The sequence below is a fragment of the Thauera sp. AutoDN2 genome (assembly GCF_051280715.1).
Taxonomy (GTDB): Bacteria; Pseudomonadota; Gammaproteobacteria; order Burkholderiales; family Rhodocyclaceae; genus Thauera.
Genome location: NZ_JBNCAR010000024.1, coordinates 36637 through 56939, shown reverse-complemented (window position 1 = coordinate 56939; position 20303 = coordinate 36637). Strand labels below are relative to the sequence as shown.

The 20303-nt window shown below is 64.6% G+C and carries 16 protein-coding genes and 1 pseudogene; 8 read left to right on the top strand and 9 right to left on the bottom strand.

Annotated elements, in window-relative coordinates:
* Positions 1–97 precede the first annotated feature (97 nt).
* Positions 98–610, bottom strand: a pseudogene (locus ACPT9U_RS12960) (methyl-accepting chemotaxis protein); the annotation flags it as partial.
* A 260-nt stretch (positions 611–870) separates the two neighbouring features.
* Between ACPT9U_RS12960 and ACPT9U_RS12955 the strand changes: the two are divergent.
* Positions 871–1323, top strand: coding sequence for a c-type cytochrome (locus ACPT9U_RS12955; protein ID WP_418365273.1), 453 nt, complete (start codon positions 871–873; stop codon positions 1321–1323).
* Positions 1324–1448: 125 nt separating this feature from the next.
* Here the strand turns inward: ACPT9U_RS12955 and ACPT9U_RS12950 are convergent, their stop codons facing one another.
* The 6 genes from ACPT9U_RS12950 to earP all read right to left on the bottom strand — a co-directional run bounded on the left by ACPT9U_RS12950 (position 1449) and on the right by earP (position 11688).
* Positions 1449–2135 (bottom strand): cytochrome b/b6 domain-containing protein, encoded by a 687-nt coding sequence (locus tag ACPT9U_RS12950; protein ID WP_435751235.1) that lies wholly within the window; start codon positions 2133–2135, stop codon positions 1449–1451.
* A 114-nt stretch (positions 2136–2249) separates the two neighbouring features.
* Entirely contained in the window at positions 2250–7931 is a 5682-nt protein-coding gene (uvrA, locus tag ACPT9U_RS12945; protein ID WP_435751234.1) for an excinuclease ABC subunit UvrA, read from the bottom strand.
* Between the two features lie 100 nt (positions 7932–8031).
* Complete coding sequence (locus ACPT9U_RS12940) at positions 8032–9201, bottom strand: glutaredoxin family protein (protein ID WP_435751233.1); 1170 nt, start codon at positions 9199–9201, stop codon at positions 8032–8034.
* Positions 9201–9731 carry a hypothetical protein gene (locus tag ACPT9U_RS12935; RefSeq protein WP_435751232.1) on the bottom strand — a complete coding sequence of 177 codons (531 nt, stop codon included), beginning with the start codon at positions 9729–9731 and terminating at the stop codon, positions 9201–9203. Before ACPT9U_RS12935 ends, ACPT9U_RS12940 begins: the two co-directional genes overlap by 1 nt.
* A gap of 146 nt (positions 9732–9877) precedes the next feature.
* Positions 9878–10435 carry an elongation factor P gene (gene efp, locus ACPT9U_RS12930; protein WP_418365277.1) on the bottom strand — a complete coding sequence of 186 codons (558 nt, stop codon included), beginning with the start codon at positions 10433–10435 and terminating at the stop codon, positions 9878–9880.
* Between the two features lie 65 nt (positions 10436–10500).
* Positions 10501–11688: an elongation factor P maturation arginine rhamnosyltransferase EarP gene (gene earP, locus ACPT9U_RS12925; protein ID WP_435751231.1), complete on the bottom strand. Its 1188-nt coding sequence runs from the start codon at positions 11686–11688 to the stop codon at positions 10501–10503.
* A 355-nt stretch (positions 11689–12043) separates the two neighbouring features.
* On the opposite strand from earP, the gene ACPT9U_RS12920 reads away from it, so the two are divergent.
* Entirely contained in the window at positions 12044–13006 is a 963-nt protein-coding gene (locus ACPT9U_RS12920; RefSeq protein ID WP_435751230.1) for a hypothetical protein, read from the top strand.
* A gap of 13 nt (positions 13007–13019) precedes the next feature.
* Here the strand turns inward: ACPT9U_RS12920 and ACPT9U_RS12915 are convergent, their stop codons facing one another.
* Entirely contained in the window at positions 13020–13754 is a 735-nt protein-coding gene (locus ACPT9U_RS12915; RefSeq protein ID WP_435751229.1) for a 16S rRNA pseudouridine(516) synthase, read from the bottom strand.
* A gap of 60 nt (positions 13755–13814) precedes the next feature.
* On the opposite strand from ACPT9U_RS12915, the gene ACPT9U_RS12910 reads away from it, so the two are divergent.
* The 6 genes from ACPT9U_RS12910 (at position 13815) to ACPT9U_RS12885 (ending at position 18626) form a co-directional block, all read left to right on the top strand.
* Entirely contained in the window at positions 13815–14282 is a 468-nt protein-coding gene (locus ACPT9U_RS12910; protein WP_418365281.1) for an SRPBCC family protein, read from the top strand.
* A gap of 47 nt (positions 14283–14329) precedes the next feature.
* The gene (locus ACPT9U_RS12905; protein WP_435751228.1) at positions 14330–15328 is read left to right on the top strand and encodes a recombination-associated protein RdgC; all 999 of its coding nucleotides are present in this window, start codon (positions 14330–14332) and stop codon (positions 15326–15328) included.
* Positions 15329–15680: 352 nt separating this feature from the next.
* On the top strand, positions 15681–16124 hold the full coding sequence (locus ACPT9U_RS12900) for an NfeD family protein (protein ID WP_418365283.1): 444 nt from the start codon (positions 15681–15683) through the stop codon (positions 16122–16124).
* Between the two features lie 27 nt (positions 16125–16151).
* Entirely contained in the window at positions 16152–17015 is an 864-nt protein-coding gene (locus ACPT9U_RS12895; RefSeq protein WP_435751226.1) for an SPFH domain-containing protein, read from the top strand.
* Positions 17016–17087: 72 nt separating this feature from the next.
* Positions 17088–17468, top strand: coding sequence for a hypothetical protein (locus tag ACPT9U_RS12890; RefSeq protein ID WP_435751225.1), 381 nt, complete (start codon positions 17088–17090; stop codon positions 17466–17468).
* A 354-nt stretch (positions 17469–17822) separates the two neighbouring features.
* Positions 17823–18626, top strand: coding sequence for a nidogen-like domain-containing protein (locus ACPT9U_RS12885; protein ID WP_435751224.1), 804 nt, complete (start codon positions 17823–17825; stop codon positions 18624–18626).
* 51 nt (positions 18627–18677) lie between these two features.
* Here ACPT9U_RS12885 and ACPT9U_RS12880 read toward each other — a convergent pair whose 3' ends face one another.
* Positions 18678–20285: a peptide chain release factor 3 gene (locus tag ACPT9U_RS12880; RefSeq protein ID WP_435751223.1), complete on the bottom strand. Its 1608-nt coding sequence runs from the start codon at positions 20283–20285 to the stop codon at positions 18678–18680.
* Positions 20286–20303: the final 18 nt, after the last annotated feature.

The window sequence follows — 20303 nt, the reverse complement described above, 5'->3', positions numbered from 1 at the left end:
ACTACACAATTTATGACGTTGTGAACAGAGGCCTCGCAAGGTCATGAAAGTTAACGGGATTTTAGATGAGGCTATGCGAAGTAGGTGCGATTGCCCTGGTTCCTTCGCTGGTCTGGTGACAGAGGATACAGTCCTTGCCCAGCCAGTTCTTCGATGCAAGCGAGGGAATGACGACGCGCAGATGCTCGCCATGCTCGGCGCTGTGTTCTACACGCAAGGTACTGCGGCCTTCACTCAGGGCGGAGCGCTCGTCGGCATCGACCGCTACCGCGCCGCCGCCCCCGTCGCCATACACCTTGCTCACGGCCTCGCCACGCAACACGGTCAGATCGCGCACCACCGAGAGCTCCTTGATCTGGTCAAGGAAGACGTCGCGCTGCCCTACGGTGCCGGTGATCATCATTCCGGTCAGCCCGGCCATGGTCATCTCGTTGACCGCCGCAGCGAAGTCCTTCGCCTGATCGATCGCCGTCTCGCGGTTCACCTTCGTTTCCCAGGCGATCATGCTGCCGAAGGCGAGCACCATCATCAGCCAGATGACTCCGGTGAGCCGAAGCCAGATCGGCGTCGAGGAGACACGCTTTGTCGAGTTTTGCTGTCCGACGTTCATTTGGGAACCTTACCTTTCCTGATCGATCAACATCCGCTTCAACGACCGAAATGCAGGATGCTTTAGGCCGAAAAAGCAATATTCTGGCGAGTAAGCATGACCCACATCAATGAATTTTGATATAAGGTTCTCGTGATATGAGCCATACGTATGCAGTACAGCCCCGGACCAGAGGCATCCCTTGCAGCGCGAACGCATGTTCGGGCGGCATATCGCGGCACCACTGAAGACTTCTCCAGCAACGAACCAGGAGGTTCCACATGAAAAAAGCAATCGCTCTCGGCATCATCTCCCTGTCCCTCGCGACCGCCGCTTCGGCCCAGGTCAAACCTGAGGACCAGATCAAGTACCGTCAGGCCGGCTATAGCTTCATGAGCTGGAACATGGGCAAGATCAAGGCCAATCTCGAGGGCGAATACAATGCCCAGCAGGTTCAAGCCGCAGCCGCGGCCATCGCCGGCATCGCCGGTTCGGGCATGGGTGCGCTGTACGGCCCGGGCACCGAAAAGGACATCGGTAACGTGAAGACCCGCGTCAAGCCCGAATTCTTCGAGAACATGCAGGACGTCGGCAAGATCGCCACCGAGTTCAACACCAACGCCGCCGCGCTCGCGACGGCCGCAGCCAGCGGCGACAAGGCCGCGGTGCAGAAGGCTTTCGCCGACACCGGCAGCAGCTGCAAGGCCTGTCACGACAAGTACCGCATGGAGTGATCCTGCACACGCCGACGCGGGCACGAGCCTCGTCGGCGTACACGAAAAAGCCACCCCGCGTCAGGGGTGGCTTTTTCGTTGACCGCAGCGGTCGGGCAGCTTGCTGGCAGGCCCGCCTCGCGTCCTTACCACGCCGCGGGCGGCGGCGGGGGCGGCGGCTCGATGAAGCTGCCGGTGGCGAAGTAAAGCACAGCTGCGGTGAGCGCGAGGGCGACAATGAAGGCCACCGTGCCACCGCCACGGGCGGGCTCGTGCGCCGGATCGGCGACTTCCTTCACGCCCGTGATCATCGGCTTGACGAGGTCGTCCTTCTTCACCAGCGCGTAGAACATCACCGCGCCGACATGCAGCGCGACGAAGACGATGATCACCCAGTAGTTCTGCCTGTGCAGACCCGAGAGCTGGTCGCTGGTCGCGGAACTCACCAGGTCGCGCAGCGGGCCGGAGAAGGCGATCTCGTCGTTCGAGAACAGGCCGGTAACCGCCTGGAAGATCATGATCGCAAGCAGCGCAAACACCGACAGCGCGCCGAGCGGATTATGGCCGGGCCGGTTCCACTGGCCGCGCAGGTAACTGCCGATGCGGCCGGGCGTGGGCACGAAATCCGCAAAGCGCGCGTAGGTGGAGCCAACGATGCCCCACACGATGCGGAAGGCGAGCAGGCCGGTGATCGCCACGCCAGCGCGCCCATGCCATTCGATCATGCTGCCACCCATCTGGCCGGTGACGTAGGCGGCGACCACGAGCACGACCAGCAGCCAGTGGAATAGTCGGGTGGGCAGGTCCCAGATGCGGATCTTGCGTGTGTTCATTGCTTTCTTCCCTTCATCGATACCGGTTCGGCGGCCAAGCCCGCTCCCACGGAAGAAGCGGCGCCCATGACGAACCATGACCAGGACATCATGCCATGGTTCCGCTGCACTGCATCATCCGGCCTTGCGCTGGGCCAGGAACTCGCGCAGATGGCATCCGGTATGCGATTCCGGCGTTGCCATCGCCACCTCCGGCGGGCCCTCGGCCACCACGCGGCCGCCACCGTCACCGCCTTCCGGGCCTAGGTCGATCAGCCAATCGGCCTCGGCCATCACGTCGAGATCGTGCTCGATCACCAGCACGGTGTGGCCGGCGTCGGTCAGGCGGTGCAGCACGCGGATCAGCTTGTCCACGTCAGCCATGTGCAGGCCCACGGTAGGCTCGTCAAGCACGTACAGGCTGTGCTTGTCGGCCGGCAGCGGCACGCCACCAGTGTCCTCGGCGTCGCCCGGGCGGCGGCGCACCTTGGCGAGTTCGGTGACGAGCTTGATGCGCTGCGCCTCGCCACCCGACAGCGTCGGGCTGGGCTGGCCCAATGTCAGGTAGCCGAGGCCGACGTCCTGCAGCAGCTGCAGCGGGTGAGCGATGGCGGGGTGGGCGGAGAAGAAATTCACCGCCTCGTCCACTGGCATCGCCAGCACTTCGGCGACCGTCCTGTCCTTCCAGCGCACCGACAGCGTCTCCGGGTTGAAGCGCGCGCCGCCGCAGGCCTCGCAGGGTGTCTTCACGTCGGGCAGGAAGCTCATCTCGACGGTGGTCTGGCCAGCGCCGTCACACACCGGGCAACGGCCGGCGCCGGTGTTGAAGGAGAAGCGCGAGGCGTTCCAGCCGCGGGTGCGGGCATCGAAGGTGTCGGCGAAGAGCTTGCGGATCGCGTCCCAGAAACCAACGTAGGTCGCCGGGCAGGAGCGCGGCGTCTTGCCGATCGGGGTCTGGTCGACTTCCAGCACGCGGCCGACCTGCTGCCAGCCGTGGAGGCCCTTGCAGCCGACCAGCGCCTGGTCGACCTCCTCCGGCTGCGCCTGGCCGCGTCGGCGGGCGCGGGTGGCCTCGGGGTCGCCGAGGCGGGCGCGCAGGTTGGCGTGGATGACGTCGCGCGCCAGGCTGGACTTGCCCGAGCCGGACACGCCCGTCACCACGATGAGGCGCGCGAGCGGGATGCGCACCGAAATATCGCGCAGGTTGTGCAGGTTGGCACCTTCGATGCGGATCGCGGGGTGGTCGTCCGCCACCGCGTGGCGCGGTCGCAGCGGATGCTGCAGCGGGTGACGGAAGCATTCGCCGGTGGCGGATTCGGGCGCGGCCAGCAGGTCGTCGATGCGGCCTTCGGCCACCACCCGGCCGCCGCGCACGCCGGCGCCGGGGCCGAGGTCGATGACATGGTCGGCGCGGCGGATGGTGTCCTCGTCGTGCTCCACGACCAGCAGCGTATTGCCGCGGTCGCGCAGCGCTTCCAGGGTGTCGAGCAGCAGGCGGTTGTCGCGTGGGTGCAGGCCGATCGTCGGCTCGTCGAGGATGTAGCACACGCCGCGCAGGTTGGAGCCGAGCTGCGCCGCCAGGCGGATGCGCTGCGCCTCTCCCCCGGACAGCGTAGGCGCGGCGCGGTCCAGCGCCAGGTAGCCGAGGCCGACGTGCTGCAGGAAGGCCAGCCGCCCGCGGATCTCGCTGACGAGGTCGCGCGCGATATCGGTTTCACGCTCGTTCAGTGCCAGATCGGCGAAGAAGCCGGCAGCCTTGTCCACGGGTTGGGCCGCGAGCTGGTGCAGGCCGAGGTCGCGGAAGCGCACCGCGCGCGCCACCGGATTGAGGCGCGCGCCGTCGCAGGCGGGGCAGGGCTCGTCGCTGACGATGACCTCTTCCGCATCGCCGAGGTCGAGCGCGTCGGGGTCCTCGATGCGCGCCGCCGTCTTCAGCCCGGTGCCGTAGCACTTGGGGCACCAGCCATGCTTGGCGTTGTACGAGAACAGGCGCGGATCGGGCTCGGTGAAGCCGGTGCCGCAGTTGGGGCAGGCGCGCAGCGTGGAGAAGGTGACCGGCACCGCGCCGAGCTTGCCGATCTCGAGCACCTTGATCACGCCCTTGCCGATGTCCAGCGCCTGGCGCACGAACTCGCGCAGCGTGGCCTCGTTCTCCGGCTGCACCACCACCATGCCGGTGGGCAGCTCGATGTTGTGCTCCTTGTAGCGGTCCAGCCGCGGCCACTTGGCGGTGGGCAGGTATTCGCCATCGACGCGCAGCTGCGCGTGGCCCTTGCCGCGCGCCCACTTGGCGAGGTCGGTGTACAGGCCCTTGCGGTTGACCACCAGCGGCGCCAGCACTTCGATGGACGCGCCACGCAGCTCGCGCTGGACCTGGGCGACGATGGCCTCGAAGCTCTGCGGCGTCACCGGCACGTCGCAGTCGGGGCAGAACTGCGTGCCCAGCTTCACGTACATCAGGCGCAGGAAGGGGTGGATCTCGGTCAGCGTCGCCACCGTGCTCTTGCGCCCGCCGCGACTGGTGCGCTGCTCGATCGCCACCGTGGGCGGGATGCCGAACAGGCCGTCGACGTCGGGTCGGCTGGCCGGCTGGACGAACTGGCGCGCGTAGGCGTTGAGCGACTCCAGGTAACGGCGCTGCCCCTCGCCGAACACGATGTCGAAGGCCAGCGTGGACTTGCCCGAGCCGGACAGGCCGGTGATCACGGTGAACTGGTCGCGCGGAATCTGCAGACTGACGTTCTTCAGGTTATGCTCGCGTGCATGGCGGATCTCTATCGCCGGTGCAGCAACCGGGCGATATTCCACCCGCGGCTCGGCGGCGACCCGCGGCGCCGTGCGCGTCTTCTCCAGTTCCGCCGCGTAGTCCCGCAATGCCCTGCCGGTATGCGAGCTTTCATGCCCGCGCACGACCTCCGGCGTCCCCTCGATCACCACCGCGCCGCCGCCTTCACCCCCTTCCGGGCCGAGGTCGATGATCCAGTCGGATGCAGCGATCACGTCGAGGTTATGCTCGATGACGATCAGTGAATGGCCGGCCTGCAGCAGCTTGTCGAATGCCCCCAGCAGCTTGGCGACGTCCTCGAAGTGCAGGCCGGTGGTGGGTTCGTCGAACAGGAACAGCAGACCGGGTTCGGGCGCGTTTTCGGCGTTGCCAACAGATTTGCCAACAAAGTTATCCACAGCCCTGGCTTTGCGTACAGGCTTCCTCTGTGCCGCCTCGGCGAGATGGCCGGCAAGCTTCAGACGCTGCGCTTCGCCACCCGACAGCGTCGGCACGGGCTGGCCGAGGCGCAGATAGTCGAGACCGACATCCGCCAGCGGCGCCAGGGCGGCGAGCACCTTCGGGTGTTCGCGGAACACGTCCAGCGCCTCATGCACCGTCAGTTCCAGAATATCCGCGACAGAACGCCCATTCCATTGCAGTTCAAGGACTTCCGGGCGGTAGCGCTTGCCGTCACAGTCCGGACAGCGTAGCCAGACGTCGGACAGGAACTGCATCTCGACATGTTCGAAGCCCGAGCCGGTGCAGGTCGGACAGCGGCCGTGGCCGGCATTGAAGCTGAAAGTACCGGGGGAGTAACCCCGCTGCTTCGCCTCCGGCAAGGCGGCGAACAGATTGCGAATCGGGTCCCAGGCACCGACGTAGCTGACCGGGTTGGAACGCGAACTCTTGCCGATCGGCGACTGGTCGACCATGACCACACCGCGCAACTTATCCACACCTTCGAGGCGGTCGAAATCGCCCGGTGATTCGGATGCCTCGCCGAAATGCTTGGCCAGCGCCGGAAACAGCACGTCCTGGATCAAGGTCGATTTGCCCGAACCGGACACGCCGGTCAGGCAGGTCAGGCGCTGCAGCGGGAAGCCGACGGTCAGGTCGCGCAGGTTGTGCTGGCGCGCGCCGACCAGAGTCATGCGCGGCGTGGCGTCATCGACCGGCCGCGGCGGACGATCGACGTCGATGCGCTTCCTGCCCGCCAGCCAGGGGCCGGTCACCGAGTCCGGGTTGGCGGCGATCTCGGCCGGCGTGCCGCGCGCGACGATGTTGCCGCCACGCTCTCCCGGGCCGGGGCCAATCTCGAGCAGTTCGTCAGCGGCGACCATCACCTGCGGGTCGTGCTCCACCACCACCAGCGTGTTGCCGGCATCGCGCAGCCGTGTCATCACGCCGAGGATGCGGCCGATGTCGCGCGGGTGCAGGCCGATCGAGGGCTCGTCGAGCACGAACAGGGTGTTCACCAGCGAGGTGCCGAGCGCGGTGGTCAGGTTGATGCGCTGCACCTCGCCACCCGACAAGGTGCGCGACTGGCGATCGAGCGTCAGGTAGCCGAGGCCGACGTCGGCAAGATAGTTCAGCCGGCTGCGGATCTCGCCCAGCACCAACTCGGTGGCTTCGTCAGACACGCCAGGGATGTGCAGCGCGGCGACGGCGTCGCGGATGCGATCGACCGGCATTGCCATCAGCTCGTGGATCGCGAGACCTTTGTCACCCACCGGCAACCGCCACAGCAGCGCATCCGGCTTCAGCCGCGCGCCGTGGCAGGCCGGGCATTCCGTGTAGCTGCGGTAGCGCGACAGCAGCACGCGGATGTGCATCTTGTAGGCCTTGGTCTCCAGCCAGTCGAAGAAGTGGCGCACGCCGTACCAGTAGCGCGGCCACGAGCTGTCCCAGTTCTTCCACTTCGGGTCGCCCTCGAACAGCCACTGACGATGTTCCGGCGGCAGGTCGCGCACCGGTATGTCCATGGCGACGCCGTACTTCTTCGCCATCTTCTGGAGGTCGGCCTGGCACTCGCGGTAGCTCTCGGTCTGCCAGGGCTTCACCGCGCCTTCGGCCAGCGTCTTCGACTCGTCCGGTACCACCAGGCCGAAGTCCACCCCGATCACGCGCCCGAAGCCGCGGCAGGTCTCGCAGGCGCCGATCGGCGAATTGAAGGAGAACAGGCCGGGCGTGGCGTCCGAGTAATGGATGTCGCAGTCGGCGCAATGCAGGCCGGACGAATAGCGCCACACCGCCTCGCCCGGTGTCCCCGTCCCGTTCCTTGTTTCCGACTTCACGCCCTCGCCCGAGGCATACACCGACAGCCGGCCATGACCGCGATGCAGGGCCGACTCCAGCGCCTCGGCCAGACGCGCATCCTCGGCGTTCGACGCGCGAAAGCGGTCCTGCACCACCTGCAGCACATCCTGCCCCTCGGGGCCGCCACCGGCGATGCGTTCCTGGATGCGGGTGTAGCCCTGCGCGTTGAGCAGGCCGGTCACCTCCGCCTCGCTGAAGTTGGACGGCACCGGCACCGGAAAGCACACCACCAGGCGCGGGTCGCCTTCCGCCTGAGCGCGCGCGCACAGATCGGCGGCGATGCTGACCGCTGAATCGCGGCGTACCGGCTTGCCGCAGCAACGGCAATGCAGGTGCGCGGCGCGCGCATACAACAGTTTGAAGTGGTCGGCGAGCTCGGTCATCGTGCCCACCGTCGAGCGTGAGGTGCGCACCGGGTTTGTCTGGTCGATCGCGATCGCCGGCGGCACACCCTCGATGCGATCGACCTGCGGCTTGTCCATGCGGTCGAGGAACTGGCGCGCGTAGGGCGAGAAGGTCTCGACGTAGCGCCGCTGGCCCTCGGCATAAAGCGTGTCGAATACCAGCGAGGACTTCCCCGAACCGGACACGCCGGTCACCACCGTCAGGCGGTTCAGCGGCAGGTCGAGCGACAGGTTGCGCAGGTTGTTCTGGCGCGCACCGCGGATGCGGATGGCGTCGGCGATCGGGGCGGGGGCATCGACCGGGGTATAGCGGGTGACGGAGGCAGACATGGGAGGCAAGGCTCGGACACAAGACGCCATTCTAGGCGCGGACCGGCATCCGACTCATGTCCAGGGGTGAAAGGTTCCCCTGCGGGCAACGATCCGGGGCCTACATCAGCCACTGCGGGCGCACCAGCATCGTCAGCCCGAGCGCCAGCATCACCGCACCGGACAGCAGCTTCAGAATGCGCCCGCCGCGCTCGGTGAGCTTGCCGCTGCCCAGCGCCAGCACCGCGGAACCGACCATCAGCGCATCGTCGGCGAGGTAGGCGAGGATGTAGAGGCCGAGGTAGCCGTAATGCGCCAGCGCAGACAGGTCATGCTGGGTGAGCACCGCGGTATAGATCGCCGGCAGCCCTGCGGTGCACAGCAGCTCGACGAAGTTCACCACCACCGCCAGCACCGCCACCGCGGCGAGCGAGGCGGGCAGCGACTCGGCCTTCAGGATCGCGCGTGCCCGCGCATAGAGGCCGGGCTTCGCCGACTCGGGGATCGACAGCGACACGCCGCGGCCGAACGCCACGAAATCCTTCACGTTGATGAAACCGATCACCATTGCCAGCCCGGCCAGGCCGATGCGCAGCGCATCGGTCATGCCGACGAACAGGAAGACATTGAGCCACGCCGCCATGAAGGCGTAATACACCGCACCGCTCGCGAGCACGAAGGTGCCGGCCACCAGGGCCATGCGCCGCCTGTCCTTCAGCCGTACCAGCAGCGAGAGCAGGAACAGCAGCACCCACATCGCACAGGGATTGAAGCCATCGAGCAGGCCGAGCGCGAGCGTGAACAGTGGCAGTCCTAGTTCGCTGACGCTCAGGGTGCCGAACAGCGCAGATTCGAACCGGTCGCGCGGTGGCGGCGGCAAGGCCTCGATCAGCCGCTCCAGTTCCGAGCCCGTGTGCGCCGCGTCGTCGAATCCGACCAGTACCTGCGTGCCATACACGAAGGTCGGCACCCCGGGCGGCCAGGCACCGACGGCCTGACTGATCGCGACGAGGACGTCACGCGCAGCGGGATCGCGATCGACCTGGCGTAACACGATGCGAAGATCGGGGCGGATGCGCTGGAGTTCGTCCAGATAAGTCTTCGCGTCGGCGCAATGCGGACAGCCATCGCGAACGAAAACCTGAAGCTCTCCTGGCGGTGGAAGCACCAGCGGCGAAGCAGCTTCTGCATCGCCGCTCGCCCAGACAGGCAAGGGAAAAAACAGGGCGAGAAAGACCAGCACGCGTCCGAGCGCTGCCGCCATCCCCACTTGCCGCATCGCGGCGGACATCACTCCTCCGAACTGCCCTTTTCGGCCTCTGCCTCCGGCAAGGTACGCTCCTCTACCGGCGCCGGTTCACCCAACTCCCCGTCGGGCCTGGGACGTACGCTCTCGATCGCCCCCTTGCCGACTTCCCTCAGACGCTGCGCAGCATCGCGCGTAGCCTCTGCGATGCGGTGAGCCGCCTGCTCGGCAGCCTCCTTCGCATCGCGTACCGTCTGAGCACCGGTGGCGGACTCGCCCTCACCTGCAGGTCCGCTGTCACGAATCGCCCCCTCGGCTGACTCGACGACCGCCTGCACGGTGGCTGCACCCGCCTCGCCAGCTTTGCGCGCAGCCTCGCCAGCCTTCTGCAGCGCCTCACGAGCGGCATCCGCCGCCTTCTGGCGGGCCGCCGCCGCATCCTCCCGCGCCGCTTCCGCAGCAGGGGCCTCGGGCGTGGCTTCCTTGACGGGCGCAGGCGCCTGTTGCGGTTCGGCCGAACAGGCTGCAAGAATCGCCAGCGACAGAATGGGAACGAGCAGGGACAGCGGTTTCATGAGCATTGTCAGACGGAGCAGGAAGCGGCGAATGGGGTGAGCTTACCGAATCCCGACAGCAAAACAATGCGCAGATTTCACGCTGCAACATCCAGAAAGCAAATGGGCCCTTGCGGGCCCATTGCAGCGATCGACGTAAGGCGCGCTTACTTGACGCGGTTCTTGTACTCGTCGGTGCGGGTGTCGATCTCGATCTTGTCGCCGATCTCTACGAAGGCCGGCACCGGCAGCTCGAAACCGGTGGAGATGCGGGCCGGCTTCATGACCTTGCCCGAGGTGTCGCCCTTGACGGCGGGCTCGGTGTAGACGACCTCGCGTACCACACTGTTGGGGAGTTCGACCGAGATCGCCTTGCCGTTGTAGAACACGACTTCGCACTGCAGACCGTCCTCGAGGTACTTGAGGGCGTCGGTCATGTTGTCGGCTTCGACCTCGTACTGCTCGTAGTCGGCGTCCATGAACACGTACATCGGATCTGCGAAGTACGAGTAGGTGACTTCCTTGCGCTCCAGCACCACGACCTCGAACTTGTCGTCCGCCTTGTACACCGACTCGGACGGAGCGCCCGTGAGCAGGTTCTTGAGCTTCATCTTCACGACCGCAGCGTTGCGGCCGGATTTGTTGTATTCGGCCTTCTGCACCACGAGCGGGTCGCTGCCCACCATGATGACGTTGCCCGAGCGGAGTTCCTGAGCGGTTTTCATGCTGTTTCCCGAATTGATCGCTGCGGCGAGCGGCCGCATGTGCTTGAAAAATTTAGCCCGCGATTCTACCGCGGGCTTTGGCGGATGTGGGAGCAGAATTTTGTCAAGTTGTCTGCGAGGTCGGGGAGGGCGGCCTGCGCGACACACCAGCTCCGCGCGTGTTCGGAGAGCACCGGGAGGGCCTCGGCAAATGCGGGCCAGGCGCGTGCGGGTCGAATACCTTCACCCGGGCAAGCGTTCCAGGCGCGCCAGAACGCTGCATGTGCGTCAGCGGTTGCCGCAGGCAGACCTGGCCGATGGAGCGCAAGGAAGGCATCGAGCTTCTCATGATGCACGGCATCGGCCTGCGGGTAGATCTGCCAGACGAAGGGACGAGCCGCCCACTGCGCGCGCACGAAGGAGTCCTCGCCGCGCACGAAGTTGAGATCGCTCGCCCAGAGCAGCCGATCGTAGCCATCCTGATCCGTGAAGGGGAGTACATGGACATCCAGACTACCGCGCCGGATGTGCGCGCCTGCTTCTGGAGCGGGACAGCCCAGCCCGGCAGCGACATCCGCCAGAACACGTGAGACGGGCACCAGCAAGCTGATGCGGCGCGCTCCGGTGGTCCAGCAGCTGATGAGTTCCCCCAGGCCCGGCTGCTCGTAGGCGAAGAGCGACACCCGCAGGGTCTGCGGGTCAGTATCCACACCACGCTCCCGCAGCCAGGCGAGTCGGCCCACTGGATCCTTCACGAACGCATCGCGGCGCTGTAGCAAGCTGGGCTCGCGCAGCAGCCCCCCCACGCGAGGATCGAACCCCGGGAAGAAGAAGTGTTTCACCAGCGGCAGTCGCGGATGAGGCGAAGCCATGCCGTGACACCCGACGACCCAAGCCTCGGCAGAGAGATACTCGAGATTGATCCACACCGGCGGACTGCTCTGCGCAGCCATGATCTCGAGTTGGGACACCGGCAGCTCGCAGGCGAAGGCCTCCACCACGACCCTGCCGGGCGCCAGGGGCGAGAACGATGCCCCCCAACCGCGCACCTCCACCCCGTCGATCACGCTGCCTGCCCGCGGATCGACGTCCGCTGCGGGCGGGCAGATCTGCTGCAGGACCGCCCAGTCATCGACCCAGAGCCTCACCCCGCCGAGCCTGCGCGCGGCCAGATCGCGAGCCAGCCGCCAGCACACGCCGATATCCCCAAAGTTATCCACAACCTGGCAGAAAATCTCCCATTCCGGGCGGGGTGACGCAGCAGCAACAGTCATATCTTGAACAATCCTGGGAGCGAGCGCTTGAAAGCTTGTGGACAAGCGGCCAAAAACGACATCTAGCAAAATTCATCGACAATTCCCCCACAGCCGTCCAAAGCCTTTCCCACCGACTTCCTCCAGGGGTTAAATGCAGGTGAAACAAGGTGTGCAGATACTTATCCACAGATTTTTGGGTACTGTTAACTTTATTGTTGTTTAAATCAATAAATAAACAGAAGAACAAACTGCGCTCGCCGTAAGGCGCGGGCGGGCTCATGTACTTGCGGGTAAAATCGTTCGCAGAAGCGGGCACTCGGTCCGCAAACATCTAGCCTGCAACGAAACCGTTGCCGGGAAGGAGAGGTTTACCGTGGCAAGACGACATGCCCTACCACTGGTACTGCTGTTGATCGCACCGCTCACGAGCCTGGCGGAACAGCATGCCAATACCGTCAGTCCGCAAGCCGCTGAGGAGGAATGGATTCTGGATACCACGCGGACCCAGGTCAGAGGGTTCTCGCTGTGGCTGGGAGAAACGGTGAACGACTGGTTCGGCGATCGCCCCTTCGAAGATGGCGGCCGGGTCACCAACGGACGCCTGGGTCTGCGTAATCTCTGGCGGCAGGACGAAGGCTGGGATACCAACGTGCGTTTCCGGGCCCGCTTCGATTTGCCCAACCTGCGCGAAAAGGCATACGTCTTCATCGGGCGGCAGAACGAGGACGAGCTCGTGACCGACCAGGCTGAAGCATTCACACGCGAACAGTTGCTGCTCGAGGAGCGCAGGCGGGAAGATCAGACCGGCTTTGCAGGGTTGGGGCTTGCGTTGCGCAGGGACGTCGATTTGCGGGCAGGCGTGCGCGGCGGGCTGAAGTTTTACACCCAGGCACGCTACCGCAAGCAGTGGGCCGTGTCGGAACAGGATCGCATCGAGTTCCGTGAGACGATTTTCTGGAATACCTCGCACAAATTCGGTTCCACGACCGCACTCGATTACGAGCACGCCTTCACGCCGACGCTCTCACTGCACTGGCAGAACGCAGCAACCATCTCCCAGAAGACCGACGGTTTCGCCTGGGGAAGCAGCCTGGGTCTGTTCCGTCGCTTTGGTGACGACCGCCTGCTTTCGGGCGAACTGGTGGCGACCGGTGAAACGGGTGCCCAGGAAGCCGTCGGCGAATACGGTGTGCGGATGAAGTGGACGCAACCGGTTTATCGCGAATGGCTGATCGGCGAGCTCATCGTCGGCCATTACTGGCCGCAGTACGATGAAGAAAACCGCGAGCGCGACAAATCCTGGGCGGTCGGCATGAACCTGGAGATGCGCTTCTAGGTGCCTCCAGTCTTCAAGCGTAGTCGGCGAGGCGGGCGAGGTCGTCCGCCTCCAGCCATCGCCACTGCCCTGGCGCAAGCCCGGCAGGCAGGTCCAGCCCTCCCACCCGGCTTCTGTGCAGGGCCTCCACACGATTTCCGGCAGCGCCGACCATGCGTTTGACCTGGTGGTACTTGCCTTCACAGAGGGTCAGGCGCAGCGTGTTCGGGCTGGTGAGCTCGCAGGCCGCTGCGGCGATCGGCGCAGGCTCGTCATGCAGTTCGACGCCGCCGAGCAGGCAATCTGCAAAGGCCTGCTCGACCGCATGCTTCAGGGTGACTTCGTAGACCTTGGGCGTGCGCTTCTTGCCCGAACTCCAGTGGTGGATGAACTGCCCGTCGTCGGAGAGCAGCAACAGCCCGGTGGTGTCCTGGTCTAGGCGGCCTACGCACTGTACGCCGCGTTCCTGCAGTTGCGGCGGCAGCAGGGTGAAGACCGAAGGGTGGAAGGTCGGCTTGGCCGAACACTCATAGCCGGCCGGCTTGTGGAGGACGACATAGGCTCGGGCGCGGAAGCGCCAGTCCTGTTCGCCGACGCGGAATGCGAGACCGGACGAGCCATCGGTGCTGCCGGCATCGAATTCGGCATACGGATCTTCACAGGCTTCGCCGGCGACGCTGACGTAACCGGCACGGATGAGGGCACGGCATTCCTTGCGGCTGCCGAAGCCCTGGGCATGGAGGAGGCGTTCGAGTTGCATGGCACGCATGTTATCCCGGGTGCAGGCATCCGCGGGTAAACTGCCGCCCTGCCCGCTCAGGAGACCGCCTTGAAATTCGAACACCTGATCGAGGTCAATGATCTCGCCAACCCGCTGCAGATGCAGCTCACACGCGAAGAGCTGTGGTTCGGCCTGTTGTGCCGCGCAGAGGATGCGTGCATCTTCCTGCCCGGCCTGGAGGCCTGCCACATCATCGAGCGCAGCGAAGACCGCCTCGTGCGCGACCTGCACTTCGGCAGCGCCATCATCCGCGATTGTGTCACCTTCGATCCGCTGCACTGGATGCGCTTCGAATCCGAAGCCAATGAGGAACACCCCGGCGGCAGTCTGGTGATCACCATCGAGGAACCCGAGCCCGGCGCCTTCTTCCTGCGTTTCGCCTACCAGACCTCGTTGCCGGAAGGCGGTGAGGAGGGGCGTTACGCGCAATTCGTGCGCTCGGCGTACCACCAGTCCGACCTCGATACCGTGCGCGTGATCCGGATGATCGCCCAATCCCGCGGGCAGGCGCAGTAGCGTCTGGCCCGGACCCGAAACTCCATCAACAGGAAACACCTCCCGACATGTGGTTCAAGAATCTGCAGATCTATCGCCTTCCCGTCCCGTGGGACATGAGCGCCGAGCGCCTCGAGGAGCAGCTCGCAAAGAAGCCCTTTCACCCCTGCGGCAGCCAGGACATGGAGAGTCGTGGCTGGTTGTCGCCACTCGGTAACGAGGTGCTGGTGCACGCCATCGGCGGTCAGTTCCTGATCTGCCTGGGCTTCGAGCACCGCCTGCTGCCCTCTGCGGTGGTCAAGCAGGAAGCAGATGAGCGCGCCGAAGAGCTGGCCGAGCAGCAGGGCTACAAGCTCGGCCGCAAGCAGATGAAGGAGCTGCGCGAACAAGTGACGCAGGAACTGCTGCCGCGCGCCTTCACCCGCCGCCGCCGCATGTTCGCCTGGATCGATCCGATCAACGGATGGTTGTTCGTCGATGCCGCCAGCCAGAGCAAGGCTGAGGACGTGCTCGAACAACTGCGCCACACGCTCGACAGCCTGCCCCTGACCCTGCTGCGTACCGAGTTGTCGCCGACGTCGGCAATGGCCGGCTGGCTGGCCGGCAGTGAGCCGCCAGAGGGCTTCACGATCGACCAGGACTGCGAGCTGCGTTCGGTGGCCGAAGACAAGGCCGCAGTGCGCTACGTGCGGCATCCGCTCGAGGGTGAGGAGGTCAAGGGCCACCTCGAAGCCGGCAAGCTGCCCACCCGACTTGCGCTGACCTTCGACGACCGCATCAGCTTCGTGCTGACCGAGAAGCTCGAGATCAAGCGCCTCGATTTCCTCGACATCGTGCGTGACCAGATTGGCGATGGCGACAAGGATGACGCCGAGGCGCTGTTCAACGCAGAGTTTGCGCTGATGACCGGCGAACTCGCCCATCTGCTTCCTGCCGTGGTGGCTGCACTGGGCGGCGAGATCGCTGCGACAGCACAGGAAGGCCACATGCCTAGCGCTGAACTGCCCCGCCTGCAGGCCCTGAAACCTGTCGAACAAGCGGTTGAGACAGACGATCCTCCGTTCTGAGCACAGCGGTTGGGATAGCGAACAGACGACCTGGCAGCGCGCCGGGTGGTTTGCTTCTGGGTGTACACAATATTTAAAGATTTAAAAGATCATAAAGACAGTACACCCCGTTTTTCTGTGGATAACCGTATTTTCATCATATCGATCAACGATTTGAGTCTCTCGAAAAGCGGTTGAAAACCCCCTCGTCCACGGCAGGATGCTTTGTTGATGAAAATTCTGCTTGGGCGGTTTCAGTGACTTGTCCACAATTCGCTGCCCTGCTTCACCACAGCTTTCCCACTGCGCAGTGCGATGCTTGCAAGCCAACTGTCGCTCCAGCTGCGTTAAAGTCTGACCCATGGATAATGCGATGACTCTTGAATGGTGGCACTGGGAGATTGCCGGCCTCGCGCTGGTGCTGCTCGAGCTTGCCCTGCCCTCCTTCTTCATCATCTGGTTCGGGCTCGGCGCGATGCTCGCCGGCTTGGTCTTGCTTGCCGTGCCCGACCTGGCTTTGTCGAAGCAGATCGCAGCGTGGGTCATCGCGTCGATGGCGATGACGGTCCTGTGGTTCAGCGTGGCGCGGCGAGCGCGCTTCAAGACCCTGATCGGCACGGCGGCGGGCGAAGTGATCGGCGAGATCGGCCTGCTGGTGAATGCGGTTGCGCCCTTTGAGCGCGGCAAGGTGCGCTTTCAGCGTCCGGTGTTGGGTGCCGACGAGTGGGCCTGCGTGTCCGAGACCGCGATTGCGGCCGGTGAGCGGGTGCGGGTGGTGAGCGTGGAAGGCAGTTACGTCAAGGTGGCGAAAGCCTGATCGAAACAGTCCGGAGGAAACGGGTTCATGAATGAAAGTCTCGCCATCGCGATCGCCATCCTGGTGTTCGTTGTCATCACCATCGCAAAAGGCGTGCGCCTGGTCGCCCAGGGCGAAGAGTGGGTGGTCGAACGTCTTGGCAAGTATCACGCCACGCTAGGGCCGGGCCTCAACATCCTCATCCCCTATCTCGACAAGGTGGCTTACAAGCTGGTGACCAAGGACATCATCCTCGACGTGCAGGAGCAGGAGGTCATTACCCGCGACAACGCGGTGATCCTGACGAACGCGATTGCCTTCGTTAAGGTCACCGACCCGGTCAAGGCGGTATATGGCGTGACCGACTTCTCGGAGGCGATCCGCAACCTGATCATGACCACACTGCGCTCGATCGTCGGCGAGATGGAGCTCGACGAGGCGCTTTCCTCGCGCGACAAGATCAAGGCGCGGTTGCGCGAGAGCATCGCCGACGAGGCGGTCGATTGGGGCCTGACGGTGAAATCGGTCGAGATCCAGGACATCAAGCCCTCGCAGTCGATGCAGAAGGCGATGGAACTGCAGGCCGCGGCCGAGCGCGAGCGCAAGGCCGCGGTGACCAAGGCTGAGGGCGCCAAGCAGGCGGCGATTCTCGAGGCCGAGGCGCGGCTGGAATCCGCCAAACGAGACGCCAATGCGCAGGTGATGCTGGCCGAGGCCTCGGCCGAGTCGATCCGCCGCGTCTCGGCCGGCATCGGCGACCAGGCCGGGCCGATGATGTATCTGCTCGGCGAGAAGTACATCGCCGCGCTGGAGAAGCTCGGCGAATCGGGCAGTTCCAAGCTCGTGGTGATGCCCGCCGACCTGCAGGAGACGCTGCGCGGCCTGGTCGGCAGGCTCGGCGCACGCGGCTGAACCTTCGCTCGCATCCGGCCTCACAGACTCGCATTCAATCGCAAGCCCCAAAGCAAGATAAGGAAGATCACGATGACCAAGCCCGCAAGCCTCGTGCGTACCCTGCTCGCCACCCTCGCCTTTGCCGCCGCATCCGGTAGCGCCATGGCGCAGAGTTTCATGACCGACAAGGTCGAGGTCGAGAAGCTGCTGACCGGCGCCACCTTCATCGGCGTGTATCTGCGCACCGAAACCGCCTACACGCTCAAGTTCGGTACCGACGGTACGCTTGCCGACACAACCGGTGCCAAGGCACGCTGGTGGGTGGACGAGCAGGGCCGCTACTGCCGCGAATGGCTGGACGGCAAGCTTAAGGGCAACACCGGCTGCATGAACGTCGAGCTCGAGGACGGCCAGGTGGCGCTGTACTCGGACGGCAAGAAGGTGGTCGAAGGCATCATTGCTGGGGAGTGATCCGGGTCAGGTGTCCGTAGGGTGTGGCGACTAGCCCACGCAACTGCGGATCGCCTGTGCCGCGATCGGTAGCCATACCCTCGAGATCTGCGCGCGCATCGCAATGATCGCGCGCGTGGCCGAACGCATGGCGGCTCGGTGAAGCCCCGGCGTTCATGCAGGCCGCAAGGCTTGGTGTCGGAACTTTTTACACAAAGGCCGGCATGGATGCGATGGATGGTGTGATTTCCATGTAAAACAATAGCCTGCATTTTTGGCATGAAGTTTGCTTCATATGAGTAAAAGAAGCTCCGATAGGGGCTTTGTGGATTCAGATAACCATCCATTCATTTACTCATTGCAGGGACCACCAACATGACCAACCCAATGAAGAAGCTTTCCATCGTGCTGCTGATTGCGCTTGGCACTACGACTGCACATGCCGCAGCCATCCACGATTCCAGCCTCTTCACCAACACGCTCGCCGCCAATGACGATGGATCAACTGGTCTGGTGTCGATCGGTTTCAGCCTGAACTTCTACGGAAACGCATACAGCAGCCTGTATGTGAATAACAACGGCAACACCACCTTCACTGGTCCTTTGGGAACCTACACCCCGTTCGGCATCACCGGCGTCAGCACGCCCATGCTGGCGCCCTTTTTTGCCGACGTTGATACCCGTGGCACGGGCAGCGGACTCGTCCAGTACGGCCAGAGCACCCTTGGGGGTCGTAACGTGTTCGGTGTGAACTGGATTGATGTGGGCTACTACGGTGCCCGCACGGACAAGCTCAACAGTTTCCAGTTGATCATCACCGAGCGCTCCGACATTGCGCTGGGCGACTTCGATTTCGAGTTCAACTACGACACGATCCAGTGGGAGACCGGTGAGGCCAGCGGTGGCGTCAATGGTCTCGGTGGCACCTCGGCCGCAGCGGGCTGGACCAACGGAAGCGGTGCTTCGTTCCAGTTTGCCGGCTCGCTTGTGAATGGTGCGTTGCTGGATGGTGGTCCGAATGCGCTGGTCAGCGGGTCGCTCAATTCGCAGACCGCAGGGCAGTATCTCTTCTCGGTGCGGAGCGGCCAGGTGGTGAACCCCGTTCCGGAACCCGCCACGCTGGCACTGCTGGGCCTCGGCCTGGCGGGTCTGGCTGCGCGCCGTCGCAAGGTGGCTTGAGCCTCCGAGGCCTTCAGGAAAACGACGGCAGCTTTGGCTGCCGTCGTGCTTTCAGCCCAGCACTTCGCCGTGCTCGCGCGTGGCGTGGAAGGTGACCTTGGGCCATTTCTCGGCCGTCACTTCCAGGTTGTAGCGGCTGGTGGCCAGATACACCGGGTTGCCGTCGATGTCCTTGCCCAGGCGCAGCGCCTGCTCGCGCTCGAAGTTGCGCCGCGTGACGTCGTCCGGGAAGGTAAGCCAGCGCGCGGTGTGGATGTCGGCGGGCTCGAAGATCGCATCGACCTTGTACTCGTCCTTCAGGCGTTGCGCCACGATCTCGAACTGCAGCACGCCGACCGCGCCGAGCAGCATCTGGCCGCCCTCGAGCTCGAAGACCTGGATCGCGCCTTCTTCGCCCAGCTCCTGCAGCCCTTTCTGCAACTGCTTTGACTTGAGCGGATCGCGCAGGCGTGCGGCGCGGAACATTTCAGGCGAGAAGTAGGGGATGCCCTTGAAACCGAGGTTCTCGCCTTCGGTCAGGGTGTCGCCGATCTGCAGCTGGCCGTGGTTGTGGATGCCGACGATGTCGCCCGCGACACCGTCTTCCATGATCACACGCTCGTTGGCCATGAAGGTAAGCACATTGGCGAGCTTCATTTCGCGGCCGGCGCGCACGTGCTTCACCTTCATGCCCGCGCTGTAGCGGCCCGAGCAGATGCGGAAGAAGGCGATGCGGTCGCGGTGCTTCGGGTCCATGTTGGCCTGGATCTTGAACACGAAGCCGGTGAAGGCCGGCTCGGCCGGCTGCACCATGCGGCTGCCAGCATCGCGCGCCTGCGGCGGCGGCGCCCAGTCGATCAGCGACTGCAGGATCTCCTGCACGCCGAAGTTGTTGATACCCGAGCCGAAGAACACCGGGCTCTGCTTGCCGGCGAGGAAGTCGTCGAGGTCGAAGGGCGGCGAGGCGCCGTCGATCAGCTCGACATCTTCGCGCAGCTGACCGATCTCCAGCGGGAAGCGCTTGTCGAGCTCCGGGTTGTCCAGGCCCTTGATGATTTCGCCGTCACTGCGCCGTTCCTGGCCTGGGGTGAAGGTCAGCACCTGCTGCTGCAGCAGGTGATACACGCCGCGGAAGGCCTTGCCCATGCCCAGCGGCCAGGTCACCGGCGCGCAGGTGATCTTCAGCACGTCCTCGATCTCGGTGAGCAGCTCGAAGGGCTCGCGCACCTCGCGGTCGAGCTTGTTCACGAAGGTGATGATCGGCGTGTTGCGCAGGCGGCACACGTTGAGCAGCTTGATCGTCTGCGCCTCGACGCCCTTGGCGGCATCGATCACCATCACCGCGGCGTCCACCGCGGTGAGCACGCGGTAGGTGTCTTCCGAGAAATCCTCGTGGCCCGGGGTGTCGAGCAGGTTGATGGTGTGCCCCTGGTATTCGAACTGCATCACCGAGCTGGTCACCGAGATGCCGCGCTGCTTCTCTACTTCCATCCAGTCCGAGGTGGCGTGGCGGGCGGACTTGCGCGCCTTCACCGTGCCGGCGAGCTGGATCGCGCCGCCGAACAGCAGCAGCTTCTCGGTGAGCGTGGTCTTGCCCGCGTCGGGGTGGGAGATGATGGCGAAGGTGCGGCGCTTTTCGACGTCGCGCAGCAGCTCGGGCGGGAAGGGCGTGGTGGTCATCGGGGCTCGTCGGCAAAA

What these genes read in the sequence shown, in the direction of transcription:
- ACPT9U_RS12955 (WP_418365273.1), top strand. Translation starts at nt 871, where the DNA reads ATGAAAAAAGCAATCGCTCTCGGCATCATCTCCCTGTCCCTCGCGACC.
- ACPT9U_RS12950 (WP_435751235.1), bottom strand. Translation starts at nt 2,135, where the DNA reads ATGAACACACGCAAGATCCGCATCTGGGACCTGCCCACCCGACTATTC.
- uvrA (WP_435751234.1), bottom strand. Translation starts at nt 7,931, where the DNA reads ATGTCTGCCTCCGTCACCCGCTATACCCCGGTCGATGCCCCCGCCCCG.
- ACPT9U_RS12940 (WP_435751233.1), bottom strand. Translation starts at nt 9,201, where the DNA reads ATGTCCGCCGCGATGCGGCAAGTGGGGATGGCGGCAGCGCTCGGACGC.
- ACPT9U_RS12935 (WP_435751232.1), bottom strand. Translation starts at nt 9,731, where the DNA reads ATGAAACCGCTGTCCCTGCTCGTTCCCATTCTGTCGCTGGCGATTCTT.
- efp (WP_418365277.1), bottom strand. Translation starts at nt 10,435, where the DNA reads ATGAAAACCGCTCAGGAACTCCGCTCGGGCAACGTCATCATGGTGGGC.
- earP (WP_435751231.1), bottom strand. Translation starts at nt 11,688, where the DNA reads ATGACTGTTGCTGCTGCGTCACCCCGCCCGGAATGGGAGATTTTCTGC.
- ACPT9U_RS12915 (WP_435751229.1), bottom strand. Translation starts at nt 13,754, where the DNA reads ATGCGTGCCATGCAACTCGAACGCCTCCTCCATGCCCAGGGCTTCGGC.
- ACPT9U_RS12905 (WP_435751228.1), top strand. Translation starts at nt 14,330, where the DNA reads ATGTGGTTCAAGAATCTGCAGATCTATCGCCTTCCCGTCCCGTGGGAC.
- ACPT9U_RS12900 (WP_418365283.1), top strand. Translation starts at nt 15,681, where the DNA reads ATGACTCTTGAATGGTGGCACTGGGAGATTGCCGGCCTCGCGCTGGTG.
- ACPT9U_RS12895 (WP_435751226.1), top strand. Translation starts at nt 16,152, where the DNA reads ATGAATGAAAGTCTCGCCATCGCGATCGCCATCCTGGTGTTCGTTGTC.
- ACPT9U_RS12890 (WP_435751225.1), top strand. Translation starts at nt 17,088, where the DNA reads ATGACCAAGCCCGCAAGCCTCGTGCGTACCCTGCTCGCCACCCTCGCC.
- ACPT9U_RS12885 (WP_435751224.1), top strand. Translation starts at nt 17,823, where the DNA reads ATGACCAACCCAATGAAGAAGCTTTCCATCGTGCTGCTGATTGCGCTT.
- ACPT9U_RS12880 (WP_435751223.1), bottom strand. Translation starts at nt 20,285, where the DNA reads ATGACCACCACGCCCTTCCCGCCCGAGCTGCTGCGCGACGTCGAAAAG.